This is a genomic window from Archangium minus, from assembly GCF_044360475.1.
Taxonomy (GTDB): domain Bacteria; phylum Myxococcota; class Myxococcia; order Myxococcales; family Myxococcaceae; genus Archangium; species Archangium minus.
On record NZ_CP043494.1, the window covers coordinates 1,780,685 to 1,793,362 of the forward strand.

The following is a 12,678-nucleotide window of genomic DNA, read 5'->3' on the forward strand; positions in this document are numbered from 1 at the left end:
CGGAAGCGGTCACATCTCCGGGTGAGCACAGGTGGGAGCCGGAACTACTGCGTATGAGCCTCGCCTGCCCGCCTCCCTACCTAGGAGAGCGGGATGCGCTCGGGCAGCTCGCGCTCGGGCACGTTCACGTAGTCGGCCCGCATGTCCAGCATGAGCCGCTGGTGCACGCGCGGGCTGATGAGCTTGCGCAGCAGGCCGAGGAACCCCGGCGGAGCGGCGATCACCAGCCTGTCGTAGGCATGGTCGTTGAGGCCCCGCTCCAAGCGCGCGGAGAGCTCGCGGGCGAAGCGATCATGCTCCAGCTGCTGGCGCGCATCGGGCTGATTCTCGGGTTGGGGTTTGTGCAGGGAGCCCGCGTTGGGGTTGTCCGGCTGGTTGAGCAGCTGCCGGGACATGGAGCGGCTCTCCTCGTGAAGGAACTCCTCGCGCAACTCCCACCTCTCGGCCCGCTCATCCGTCGCGAAGAGCTTGGCCCGGCTCCCATTGGCCACCAATATCCACAGCGCGTCCGCCATCGTTCATCCTCCTGAGCTTGAGGTGCGGACCCCCACCGGCCCCGGCAAGCTTCCTTCCCCTGGGCGGCCTTCGCTGGTGCGCCGGGCGAGCGGGCGCCGGGGCACCTTCCCTGGAGCCGGGGGCCTGACGTATGCCCGGGTTGCAACCGGGGATGCACCCCGGGGGTGAAGCTTTTCGGTGGGAGGCCAAGGACGATGCGCGAGATGGGTGAAGCGGCGGCCAGCTGGCTGGTGGGCAGGCTGGGGGAGATGGAGGAAGCGCTCGCCGCGCTGGTGGAGGTGAACTCCTGGACGGAGAACGCGGAGGGCGGCCGTAAGGTCGGCGCCCTGCTGCGCGAGCAGCTGACCATGCCCGGCCTCCAGGCCGAGGTGGTGCAGAGCAAGCGGTACGCGGACCACCTCGTCTTCCGTTCGCAAGGGAAGGCGGGGCTGGAGCCGGTGGCGCTGGTGGGCCACCTGGACACGGTGTTTCCCCCGGGCAAGTTCGAGGGCTACCGGCGCGACGGGGCGCTGCGGCGCGGCCCGGGCGTGCTGGACATGAAGGGCGGGCTCGTCGTCATCACCTGGGCCCTCAAGGCGCTCGCGGCTTCGGGCGGACTGGAGCGGCTGCCCCCGCTGCGCCTGGTGGTGGTGTCGGACGAGGAGGTGGGCTCGCCCGAGGGTGCCGATGTCATCCGTCGGGCCATTGCTGGAGCGGGCGCCTGTCTCGTCTTCGAGTCCGGCCGGGCCGGGGACGCCATCATCACCCGACGCAAGGGCACGGGCATGGCCACGGCGGTGGCGCATGGAAAGGCCGCCCACGCGGGCAATGCCCACCAGGAGGGCGCCAATGCGCTCTGGGCGCTCGCTCGCTTCGTGGACCGGGTGCAGCAGTTCACCGACTACCCGCGCGGCATCACCGTCAACGTGGGCAAGGTGACGGGAGGCCAGGGCAAGAACACCGTGCCGGACCACGGCGTGGCGGAGGTGGACCTGCGCTTCTGCACCCGTGCGGACGGCGAGGAGCTGGTGCGGCGCTTCCGTCAGGCGGCCGAGGAGGCCGCGGCCGGCGTTCCTGGCACTCGCATCGAGGTGAGTGGAGGTGTGGCACGCGAGCCCCTGGAGCGCACCGAGGCCTCCGCGGCGCTGATGGCCGCCTACGGCACGTGCGCACATGCCTCGGGGCTGGGCCACGGCGAGGCGGCGCTGGTGGGCGGGGGCTCGGATGCCAGCACCTCGTCCTCCATGGGGATTCCGTCCATCGACGGCCTGGGCCCTCGGGGCAAGGGCTTCCACACGGTGGATGAGTTCATCGAGGTGGATACTTTGATCCCCAAGGCTCAAGCCCTGGTGCGCTACCTCGCTTCCCGAGCAGGATGACCTCCCGCGCGGAATGACCGCACGAGTGCTCCGCAGCAGGCTCTGTTCAGGGTAGAACAGGGCCCATGCGTACTCCTGTCGTGTGTGTGGCCGGCCTGCTGGCGCTTGCGCTGGCCGCTGGCCCGGCCAGAGCCCAGGAGGGCCTCGGGCTCGACCTCTCGGGTGGTGATTCGAACACCCAGACCCCCAATGAGCAGTCCCAGGACGCCAGTAGTGAGGATGCCGCGCAGGACTCCGGCAACCTGGGCCTGGATTTGAGCGGAGGCAGCGCCGGTGCGGATCTGCAGCCGCGCTTCGCGCTGGTGGGCCTCGACACGCCCGAGCGCGCCGGCGCCGCGGTGGCGAAGCGGTGGGTGGGCTGGTTGCAGGCACAGGCCTTTCGCACCGGCCGAGTGGTGAGGGCCGCGGAGACGGCCGAGGTCCGGCAGCAGCTGGAGTCGGACTACGCGTCCGCCCTGCGCTGCCAGGAGTCCTCGTGCTTGAGCGGGCCCGCGGACACGCTCGACGCGGACCTGCTCACCACGGCGCGCCTGGCGCTCGAGGACGAGGGCTGGACGTTGCGGCTGTGGACGTACGACCGGGACCGGGGCGTGGTGGAGACGGACGTGGTGACGGGCCGCAAGCCCAACGACAGCAACTTCATCCGCGAGGCGGGCGCCGTGCTGTCGAAGCGGGTGACGGAGCTGGCCAGGCCGCGCGCCCTGCTGAAGGTGTCCTGCAACGTGTCCCAGGCGGTGGTGCGCGTGGGCGAGCGCATGTTGGGCGTGGGCAACGTCGAGGCGAAGCTGCCGCCCGGTGAGGTGCAGCTCATCGTGGAGGCTGACGAATACTCCACCTATACGAAGACGCTGACGCTCGCCTCGGGTGAGACGCAGGAGGTGTCCGTGCGGCTGGAGCTCAACGGCCCCGCGCCGGAAGGCCCTCCCTCGGACGCGGTGGCGAGCGCGAAGAAGTCCCGGCGCAAGTCCTCCAGCGGCCCCTCCATCTTCAGCCGTCCCGCCCTCTACACCACGGTGCTGGGCCTGGCGGCGGCGGGCGCGGGCGTGGCGCTCGGCATGGGCCTTCAGGGCAAGGCGCAGGACGCGAACGGGGATGGCGTGATGGACATCTCCCGGAAGGACTACCTGGCCGCCCGTCAGCAGTCGATGCTTTCCACGGCGCTGATGGCGGGAGGCGGCGCGGTGGCCGGCGGCAGCCTGCTGTGGCTCCTCATTGTCCCGCAGCGCTCGACGCCGGCGTCCTCCACGGTGGCCCCCGTTTCCAGCGGGACGGGCACCAGCAGCACGGCCCTCCACTTTGTGCTTGGCGGGAGCTTCTGAACATGAAGGCCATTTCTTCCCTCTTCTGTTGTTGGGTGCTCGCGGTCTCCGCCGCGGGCTGTTGGGTGCCGGAGCTTCCGGACGACACCGTCTTCAGCTGCGACACGGACGCCGACTGCGCCGAGGACGGCGTGGTGTGCATGGCCCGCACGGGCCAGAGCGGCTTCTGCTGCAAGGCCACCGCCGAGGTGTGCAACGGCAAGGACGACAACTGTGATGGCCAGCTGGACAACCTGGCCAACCCGCCCGCCGAGCTGTGCAACGGTCAGGATGACGACTGCGACGGCAAGACGGACGAGGACTTCAACTTCCAGACCGACAGCGCCAACTGCGGCGGGTGCGGCAAGCCCTGCGACGCTGAGCAGACGTGTGTCGCGGGGGCTTGCAAGGCGCGCGGGGAGCTGGACTGCGCCAACGGCACCGATGATGACGGGGACGGTACCGCGGACTGCGCGGACCGCGAGGACTGCGACAACCAGTCGTGTGGCGCTACCTGCATCTGCATCGGCGGCAAGCAGGGCGAGGCCGTGTGCAGCGATGGCCTCGACAATGACACGGACACCTTCAAGGACTGCGCGGACAGCGACTGCAACAACCAGTCGTGCGGCACCGGCTGTGTCTGCCAGGGCCGCGCCAGGACGGAGACTGTCTGCGACGACAGGTCCGACAATGACGGGGATGGCTCGGAGGACTGCTTCGATGACAACTGCGGCGGCAAGTCCTGTGGCACCGGCTGCGAGTGCCGGAACTTCGGCAAGGCGGAGACCTCGTGTGGCGACAACGCGGATAACGACGGGGACCGCCTCACGGACTGCGCGGACACCAACGACTGCTCCGGCCAGTCGTGCGGCGTTGGTTGCTCCTGCACCAGTGGCGCGAAGAGCGAGTCCATTTGCAACGACAACGTCGACAACGACGGGGACTCCCTCAAGGACTGCGCCGACACCGCGGACTGCAACGGGAAGGACCTGGGTGACGGCACCTCGTGCTCGGGCTCGACGCGGGTGGAGAGCGCTTGCGGGGACGGCAAGGACAACGATGGTGACGGCAAGGCCGACTGCCAGGATACGGACTGCAACGGCAAGGAGCGGGGCGACGGCACCATGTGCTCGGGCACGACTCCGGTAGAGAGCGCCTGCTGGGACACGAAGGACAATGACGCCGACAGCCTGACGGACTGTGCCGACACCACGGACTGCAACGGCAAGACCTGCGGCACCGGCTGCGTCTGCTCGGCCGGCAGCAAGACGGAGACCACCTGCAACGATAACGCCGACAACGACGGGGACTCCAAGACGGACTGCGCCGACACCGACTGCAAGACGTGCGGCACCGGCTGCACGTGCACGTCCGGGGTGAAGACGGAGACCACCTGCAGTGACAACTCCGACAACGACGGGGACTCCAAGACGGACTGCGCCGACACCACCGACTGCAACACGAAGTCGTGTGGCGGCGGCTGCGTCTGCTCGGGCGGCAGCAAGACCGAGACCGCCTGCGCCGATGGTGTGGACAACGATGGCGACGGGAAGCTGAACTGTGCCGACAACGACTGTACCGGCAAGAGCTGCACCAAGCCGGGTGGTGGTGGCACGGGCACGTGTGCGTCGGGTGGTTCGTGTAACTAGCCGTCCCTTGTAGCGGCAGTGCGCAGGTCCGCCTCCTGAAGGCGGGCCTCTCCTCACTTCTGACCACCCGCGGATGGCGCACCGTGCCATCCGCGGGACAGAAGAGTCGTCATCCTGGCGACAACCTTTCCCGAATGGCTTGCCGGGAGATGAGAGGATGGAAAGGTTTGCCGCCAATGGGCGGCGACGATGTCATCTCGAGTACGGTGCTCTCCGGCAGCTTCCAGGCCGTTGGAGGTAGCACCGTCGTGAATCGCGAGCTCCAGGAAGGCGATGTCCTGGGCACCTATCAATTGGAGCGTCTGCTGGGCGAGGGCTCCATGGGGCAGGTGTTCCAGGCCCGGCACGTTCGGCTGGGACGTCAGGTGGCCCTCAAGGTGCTGCGCTCTGCCTTCGGCCATGACGCCAGCTTCGTGCAGCGCTTCTTCCAGGAGGCGCGCGCCGTCAATCAGATCAACCACGAGCACATCGTCGAGATTTTCGATTTCGTAGAGGACGCGAAGAACGGACGCGTCTACTGCGTGATGGAGCTGCTGCGGGGGCAGAGCCTGTCGGCGCTCCTCAAGGAAGAGCAGCTGACCGTGACGCGCATGCGTCGCATCCTGGTTCAGGTGTGCGCGGCGCTGGGGGCGGCACACCAGCTCGGGGTGGTGCACCGGGACGTCAAGCCGGACAACCTCTTCGTCACCCACAAGGGTGGGCAGGCGGACTTCGTCAAGGTGCTCGACTTCGGGGTGGCCAAGGTCATCACGCCCGAGGGCACCAGCGGGACGTTGGACGGCACCCTCATTGGGACGCCCACGTACATGTCGCCGGAGCAGGCCGCCGGGCTGCCCGTGGACCATCGCGCGGACGTCTACGCGGTGGGTACCGTCCTCTACGAGATGCTCAGTGGGCACCCCCCTTTCGTGGCGTCCAACTTCGGCCAGCTCATGGTGAAGATCCTCACCGAGGCGCCGCCGAAGCTGCCCTCGCACACCCCGGCGGGCGAGCCGATGCCGCAGGCGCTGGCCCAGCTCGCGCTGCGCTGCTTGGCCAAGGAGCCCGAGGAGCGGCCCCAGCAGCTCGCCGAGGTCATCACGGCGCTGCTGACGGACACGGGGGCGGAGCTGGCGCGCTCTGAGAGCGAGCGGCCCACGGTGCCCATGCCGGTGCCCGCGGGCTTGTCCGGTTCGCAGCGCCCATGGCTGGCGATCGCGATGGGCGCGCTGGCCGTGCTGGGCGCGGGCTTCGTTCTCTGGCGGGCGGTGGAGCGTGGCGCCCCGACGGCCGTGGAGGCGCAGGCTGTGGTCGAGAAGCTCGCGCCGGCCTCCATTACCCTCACCGTGAACTCCTTGCCCGCGGGCGCGCGGGTGTTGCGCGCCGACACGGGGGAAGTGCTCGGGGTGACGCCGCTGGTGACGCAGCAGCCGCGCGCGGACGCACCCCTGGGCCTGCGGGTTGAGCTGGCGGGCTACGCTCCGAGCGAGCATAAGGTGCGGCTCGATTCGCCTGCGACCCTCGAGGTGCCGCTCGTCCCAGTGGAGGTGCGGCCACAGCGCGGGGAGGGGCGGAGTCCCTCCCGTTCCCACGTTCCGCGCAAGAAGAACTCAGGAATTCGTGATGATGTCATTGATCCGTTCGCTCACTGAGCGCTCCGTGCTGCCGGTGCTGGTGGCAGTGGCGCTCGCCGTGTCGCCCCTGTCCTCCTCCGCCGCCAGCATGGAGTCGCGGAGCAATGGTGAGGCGCAGGCGCGTGCGAAGTTCGCCGAGGGCAACCTCGCCTACGATCTGGCCGAGTTCCAGAAGGCCCTGGACGCCTACAGCGAGGCGTACCGGCTGAAGCCGCTGCCGGGGTTCCTCTTCAACATCGCCCAGTGCCACCGGCAGCTGGGCCGCCCCGAGCGGGCCGCCTTCTTCTACCGGCGCTACCTGTCGCTCTCGAAGGAGGAGCCGTCGAACGCGCCGCTGGTGCGCGAGCTCATCGCGGAGATGGACGAGGAAGTGCGCCTCGAGCAGGAGCGGCGCCTGGCTCGGGAGGAGACGGCGAGGGATCAGGCGAGGGCCGCGGCCCTGCGGGCACAGGCGGAGGCCGCTGCCGCGCGCCGGGTGAAGCAGCAGAGCGATCGCAAGTCCACCCTCGCGCCCCGGGCCACGGCGTCGACGCAGGCCGAGATGAAGAGCGAAGACAGTCTGGCGAAGAAGTGGTGGGTGTGGGCGGGGGCAGGGGCCGTGGCGGTGATCGCCGGTGGCGTCATCTACGCCGCCACCGCACCCGAGCCGCGTCCCACGACCCTGGGGACCATCCGTTAGGGCCCGGCGCCCGGCCGCTCAGGCCGGGCTCTCTCGGGGGCCTCGCTGGGTGGCCAGCATCAGCGCGGCCGTATGTCCCATGCGGAGGTGGAAGCTGTCCGCATCGTGGAAGGTGAGCCGCACGTCACCCAGCTGCAGCTGCATGCCGGACTCCAACGGCGTGCGCTGACCGGGCCGCAGCAGCTTCCCACTGAGCAGCGCCGGCCCCCCCTGGGCCTGCGCCTCCACCTCCCAGCCTCCGTCCGGCCGGACATGGAGCACCAGGTGCTCGCGTGACACCGTGGCGTCGTTGATGACGAACGTGTTGTGCGAGGCCCGTCCCAGCGACAGCTCGTTCCTCCCGGGGACGGGGGCCAGCTCGAAGCACATCGCGTCCCCCGAGGGCAGACAGTCGTAGAGCTCCGAGGTGGGTAGCCGGGTGGTGCCGTGATTCTGCTCGCTGCTTTCCGGAACGTTCCAAACCCCCGCCTCCCACACCAACCAACAGTGTGGGTAACGGGCACGAAACTTCTCCTTGAGTGCGAGGTGCTGCCGCACGAGCAGCGAGAGCAGCAGAGCGCGTGCCATGGGAGGAGAGCCAATCATCTTCGGCGCTTGAGCGCTACAGATCGCTGATCCAGGGTCGCGGGGCTGTCCAAGAGTGCGCGTTTGAGAGGAGCGGACGCGGGCATGAGCAGGCATCCAACCAAGGGGCACGGATTTTTCCTTGGCTCACCTCCGGCGTAAGGTGTCGCTCGAATGTTTCAGTGGGCTTCAAGCAGTCGTCACAATGACGGAGCCCACTGCCCAGTCCAACCCACAACCCCCCAGGGACTGCATGCGCAACAACCCACGCCATCTCCTGGCACTGTTGAGTACAGGACTCCTCCTGCTCACAGCGTGCCCGGGTTCTGATCCTGTGTGCGGCGACGGCCGCGTCGAAGGCAAGGAGCAATGTGACGACGGCAACACCGCCGACGGAGATAGCTGTTCCAGCCAATGCACCCCCGTCGCGGGCGTCTGCGGCAATGGCTCGGTCGAGGTAGGCGAGGCGTGTGACGACGGCAACTCCAAGAATGGTGACGGCTGCCAGAACGACTGCAGCATCACCCCGCCGGGACAGGAAATTCTGCACGAGTGCGGCAACGGCATCCGGGAGATTGGGGAGGCCTGCGACGACGGCAACAAGAATGACAGTGACGAGTGCACGAACTCCTGCGCGCTCCCGCCGTCGCCGGTGGAGCAGTGCCCCGGGGCGGCGAGCCTGCCGCAGCCGGAGGCTGGAGCCACCTGCCAGGTGATTCCTCCCGAGGGGACCGCCAACGGCGCGCGCCTCTACATGGGCGTGGTGCTGATGGACGGCAAGACGCTGAGTGGGGGCCAGGTGCTGGTGAACGCCGAGGGCACCATCACGTGCGCGGCGTGCGACTGCTCGGGCGAGGCGGAGGCCGCCGGAGCCGTGCGCATCTCCTGCCCGGCAGGTGTCATCTCTCCGGGCCTCATCAACGCGAATGACCGCCTCAGCGTCCAGTTGACGCCGGAGGCCGGGTCGGACGAGCGCTATGAGCACCGTTACGACTGGGACAGGGGCAACGATGGCCACACCCCGCTGACCGCGGCTCGCGACACGAGCGATGACAATGTCTTGCACTGGGCCGAGCTGCGCCAGGTGATGGCCGGTACGACCTCGCTCGCCGGTTCTGGCGGCAGGAAGGGCTTGCTGCGCGAGCTGGCCGCCGCGCCCTGGTCCACCAGCTTCAGCCAGGAAGGCCTGCGCGAGCCGAGCCTGTCCTTCGAGCGCGCTCCGCTCGGTGACAGCAGTGGCAAGGAGCTGACGAACGGGTGCGGCTACCCGACCATCAAGACGCCGGATGACATCCCGGCGCTCTCTGCCTACCTGGCGAACGTGGCCGAGGGCATCGAGGAGTCGGCGTACAACGAGTTCCGCTGCCTGTCCGGTCAGGGCGAGGACAGCCAGGACCTGTTGACCTCGCACACGGCCATCCTCCACGGCATGGCCCTCACGGCAGCGGAGATCTCCAAGCTGGCCGAGCGTGGCACGAGCCTCGTCTGGTCGCCCCGTGCCAACGTGTCCTTGTACGGCGACACGTCCATGGTCACCGCCTACAAGCAGTTGGGCGTGAACATCGCGCTGGGTACGCACCGACTGCAGTTGGGCTCCATGAACCTCCTGCGCGAGCTGCAGTGCGCGGACTACCTGAACCAGGCGCACTATTCGCAGGCCTTCACGGATGAAGAGCTGTGGCGGATGGTTACCGCGAACGCCGCGGATGCGACGGAGACCTGGGAGAAGGTGGGCCGCATCGCCAAGGGGAAGGTGGCGGACCTGGCCATCTACAAGCTCAACTCCTTCACGAAGTCGCCGCACCGCGCCGTCATCGCCGCCCATCCGGAGGACGTGGTTCTCACCGTGCGCGGTGGCAAGCCGCTCTATGGTGATAAGGCCGTGGTGGCCGCGCTGACGGCGGGCGCTGCGAAGGCCTGTGAGGAGATCCCGGTGTGCGGCACCGCCAAGGCGGCGTGCGTGGAGTCGGAGACGGGCAAGACATTCGCCTCACTGAAGGAAACCAACAAGTCCTCCTATGCGCTCTTCTTCTGCGCCGATTCGCAGCCGACGAACGAGCCCACCTGCGAGCCGCAGCGCAACGCCTCGACCCCGGCGGCCTCGGTGAACGGCTCCACCGTCTATACCGGCATGCGTCGGCTCACCGACTATGACGGCGACGGCATTGCCAACGCCCAGGACAACTGCCCCATCATCTTCAACCCCATCCGCCCGATGGACAATGGCAAGCAGGCGGATACCGACAACGACGGCCTCGGTGATGCGTGCGATCCCTGCCCGCTCGACGCCGGCTCCACGACGTGCACGGCCGCCAATCCGGCGGACGAGGACGGTGATGGCATCCTGATGCCCGCCGACAACTGCCCCGGTGTCGCCAACCCGGACCAGACGGATACGGACAAGGATGGCCGCGGTGACGTGTGCGACGCCTGCCTCACGGCGGACCCGGATGACGTGCTCTGCCCGGTCACCATCTACGACCTCAAGAAGCCGGTGGAGGGCAAGTACCCGTTCCGCGCCTACACGGTCACCATTCCCAGCGCGATCGTGACGGCGGTGACGGGTGGCACCAATCCCAGCTACTTCATCCAGGTCGACGATGAGACTCGGGCCAAGGGTGGTGTGGATTGGTCCGGTCTCTACGTCTACTCCTCGAACATCACGCCCAAGGTCGGCAACCGTATCCGCATTGAGAACGCTGTGCTGAAGCAGTTCTACGGGCAGCTCGAGCTCGTGAGCGCTTTCATCACGGTCCTGGATGACGACCTCATCCACGAGGTGCCGGCGCCCGTCTCCGTCACCCCGGACGAGGTGGTTACGGGTGGTTCGCGCGCCGAGGCGCTCGAGGGCGTGCTGGTGCAGCTCACTGACGTCGTCGTGACGAAGCAGGACGCCGCCTATGGCGAGTTCTTCGTCAACACCAAGGGGAGCAGCACGGATGGGGTGTACGTGGATGACTTCCTCTTCAAGGTCTCGCCCCTGCCGGCGGTGGGCACGGAGTTCCACCGGGTCCGTGGCGTGCTGACCTGGCGCAACAGCAACTCCAAGGTGGAGCCGCGCAATGCGGACGACCTGCTCGGCCCCCCGCCTGCGCTCGTTGGCTTCGGCCCCGAAGGCCTGTTCACCCGCGTGGACCCCTCGTGCGCTCCTGCCGGGTGCACCACTCTGGGCGGACTGCTCAGCGTCTCCGTGGCAAGCCCCTATGCCGAGGATATCGAGGTCACCGTCACCTCCTCCAACTCGGGTGCGCTGGAGGTTGCCAATGGCGGCAAGGTGGTCATCCCCAAGGGGCAGACCAGCGCCGCGGTGAAGTTCATCTCGAAGGCCCAGGCCGCCAGTGTGAAGCTGACTGCCAAGTTTGGCACGGTGAGCCTGGAGAACACGGTGCGTGTGCTGGCTACCAGCGAGCTGCCCGCACTGGAGACGCTCACGCCTGACCCTCTCGTGACCAAGCTGGGCCTCAATGTGACGGTCACCGCCACCCTCGACATCCCGGCGCCCGCGGGTACCACGCTCGAGGTCGTCGTGATGCCGGCGGAACTCGGAACGGTGGAGCCCTCGACGGTGGAGGTTGGGACTGATGCCACCGTGGTCACCTTCACCTTCATGCCCAACCCGGCGGCGTCCGTTCCGGCCTCGGGCTCCATCACGGCCCGGGTGAGTGGCAGCTCGATCGAGAAGACGGCCGAGGTCCGACTCACCGACAACTTCCCGGCGCTCAGCGGCCTGACTCCGCCTACGGCGACCGTCGTCCAGGGCACGACCCAGACATTCACGGTGACGCTGGACAAGGTGGCGGAGGGTGACCTGACGGTGAAGCTCGCGGCGGCGCCCAATTCGGCGGGAGCGCTCTTTGGGACGGTGCCCTCGACGGTGGTGGTGCCCAAGGGCAGCGACTCGGCCTCCTTCATCTTCACCGCGGATGCCGCGGGCTACGGTGAGGGGACGGTAACTGCCTCGATCGGCACGCAAAAGGTTACCGCCAATGTGTCGGTGCTCCTGCCGTACCCGAAGCTCGCCAGCATCAGCCCGACGAACCCGAGGGTGGTGCCGGGGGCAACGCAGGAGTTCACCGTGTCGCTGGACAAGAAGGCGGAGGCCGGTGGTGCCACGGTCGCCGTCTCCCTGACGCCCGCCACCGGCCTGGGCTCGCTCAGCTCCGCGACGGTCTTCATCGCCGAGGGCCAGACCTCGGGCAAGGTGACGTTCACCGCCACCTCCAATACCGAAGGGGCGAGTGGCGCCTTCGTCGCCACCTACGACGGCACGACGCTCTCCACTCCGGTGACGGTGTCCAGCACCAGGAAGGGGCTCGTCATCAACGAGGTGGACTACGACATGCCCGGAGCCGGCGACTCGGAGGAGTTCGTGGAGATCTACAACTCCTCGAGTGCGCCCATCTCGCTGGCCGACATGGTCCTCGTCTTCGTCAATGGTAGCGGTTTCGCCGAGTACCACAGGGCCGAGTTGGCTCCGCTCGGCGAACTGGGGGCGGGTGAGTACCTCGTCGTCGGTTCGGCCAAGCTCATCGCCAAGGTGCCTGCCTCCCCCACGGTGAAGACGCTCGCGATCAAGTCCAGCTCGGGTGCCGAAACGGACATCATCCAGAATGGCTCGCCCGACGCCGTGGCCATCTACAACAAGGCGACGGACTCGATCGTCGACTCGTTGGCCTACGAGGGCGACATGTCGGAATGCACGATCAAGGAGACGACGACGAAGTTCGATCTGTTGGAGGGCACCACGTCCACCACCAACAAATTGGAGGACTCGTCGAGCGCTGGCTCGCTGTCCCGCACGCCCAATGCGCAGGACTCCGACTCGAACGTGGACGATTTCAAGCTGACGGCCGCGCCCACTCCGGGCGCACCGACTGCTCCTTGAGTCCCTGAGCGGATGCCGGGTCCGCTCGCCTCCACCGTGAGGCGGGCGGGCCGGTGAGGTGCTCACGCCCTCCGTGTCACGCTGTCTGGGTGACGCGGGGGGCGTTGTCGTTTCCG

General features: G+C 68.1%; 8 protein-coding genes. 6 read left to right on the top strand and 2 right to left on the bottom strand.

What is annotated here, in order from left to right; all coding sequences use genetic code 11:
* Positions 1–80: 80 nt before the first annotated feature.
* Positions 81–515 (bottom strand): host attachment protein, encoded by a 435-nt coding sequence (locus F0U60_RS07510; RefSeq protein WP_395815874.1) that lies wholly within the window; start codon positions 513–515, stop codon positions 81–83.
* Between the two features lie 195 nt (positions 516–710).
* Here F0U60_RS07510 and F0U60_RS07515 point away from each other — a divergent pair, with 195 nt between their 5' ends.
* The 5 genes from F0U60_RS07515 to F0U60_RS07535 all read left to right on the top strand — a co-directional run bounded on the left by F0U60_RS07515 (position 711) and on the right by F0U60_RS07535 (position 7,113).
* Entirely contained in the window at positions 711–1,874 is a 1,164-nt protein-coding gene (locus tag F0U60_RS07515; RefSeq protein WP_395815876.1) for a M20 family metallopeptidase, read from the top strand.
* 65 nt (positions 1,875–1,939) lie between these two features.
* Complete coding sequence (locus F0U60_RS07520; RefSeq protein WP_395815878.1) at positions 1,940–3,193, top strand: PEGA domain-containing protein; 1,254 nt, start codon at positions 1,940–1,942, stop codon at positions 3,191–3,193.
* Positions 3,194–3,195: 2 nt separating this feature from the next.
* Positions 3,196–4,821, top strand: coding sequence for a hypothetical protein (locus F0U60_RS07525; protein ID WP_395815880.1), 1,626 nt, complete (start codon positions 3,196–3,198; stop codon positions 4,819–4,821).
* Positions 4,822–4,997: 176 nt separating this feature from the next.
* The gene (locus F0U60_RS07530; RefSeq protein WP_395815882.1) at positions 4,998–6,452 is read left to right on the top strand and encodes a serine/threonine-protein kinase; all 1,455 of its coding nucleotides are present in this window, start codon (positions 4,998–5,000) and stop codon (positions 6,450–6,452) included.
* The gene (locus F0U60_RS07535; protein ID WP_395815884.1) at positions 6,424–7,113 is read left to right on the top strand and encodes a tetratricopeptide repeat protein; all 690 of its coding nucleotides are present in this window, start codon (positions 6,424–6,426) and stop codon (positions 7,111–7,113) included. The genes F0U60_RS07530 and F0U60_RS07535 overlap by 29 nt, the downstream gene beginning before the upstream one ends.
* Before the next feature lie 18 nt (positions 7,114–7,131).
* Here the strand turns inward: F0U60_RS07535 and F0U60_RS07540 are convergent, their stop codons facing one another.
* Positions 7,132–7,680, bottom strand: coding sequence for an FHA domain-containing protein (locus F0U60_RS07540; protein WP_395815886.1), 549 nt, complete (start codon positions 7,678–7,680; stop codon positions 7,132–7,134).
* A 202-nt stretch (positions 7,681–7,882) separates the two neighbouring features.
* Between F0U60_RS07540 and F0U60_RS07545 the strand changes: the two genes are divergently transcribed.
* On the top strand, positions 7,883–12,562 hold the full coding sequence (locus F0U60_RS07545) for a lamin tail domain-containing protein (RefSeq protein WP_395815888.1): 4,680 nt from the start codon (positions 7,883–7,885) through the stop codon (positions 12,560–12,562).
* The last annotated feature ends 116 nt before the right edge of the window (positions 12,563–12,678 follow it).

What these genes read in the sequence shown, in the direction of transcription:
- F0U60_RS07530 (WP_395815882.1), top strand. Translation starts at nt 4,998, where the DNA reads ATGGGCGGCGACGATGTCATCTCGAGTACGGTGCTCTCCGGCAGCTTC.
- F0U60_RS07515 (WP_395815876.1), top strand. Translation starts at nt 711, where the DNA reads ATGCGCGAGATGGGTGAAGCGGCGGCCAGCTGGCTGGTGGGCAGGCTG.
- F0U60_RS07545 (WP_395815888.1), top strand. Translation starts at nt 7,883, where the DNA reads ATGACGGAGCCCACTGCCCAGTCCAACCCACAACCCCCCAGGGACTGC.
- F0U60_RS07540 (WP_395815886.1), bottom strand. Translation starts at nt 7,680, where the DNA reads ATGGCACGCGCTCTGCTGCTCTCGCTGCTCGTGCGGCAGCACCTCGCA.
- F0U60_RS07510 (WP_395815874.1), bottom strand. Translation starts at nt 515, where the DNA reads ATGGCGGACGCGCTGTGGATATTGGTGGCCAATGGGAGCCGGGCCAAG.
- F0U60_RS07520 (WP_395815878.1), top strand. Translation starts at nt 1,940, where the DNA reads ATGCGTACTCCTGTCGTGTGTGTGGCCGGCCTGCTGGCGCTTGCGCTG.
- F0U60_RS07525 (WP_395815880.1), top strand. Translation starts at nt 3,196, where the DNA reads ATGAAGGCCATTTCTTCCCTCTTCTGTTGTTGGGTGCTCGCGGTCTCC.
- F0U60_RS07535 (WP_395815884.1), top strand. Translation starts at nt 6,424, where the DNA reads ATGATGTCATTGATCCGTTCGCTCACTGAGCGCTCCGTGCTGCCGGTG.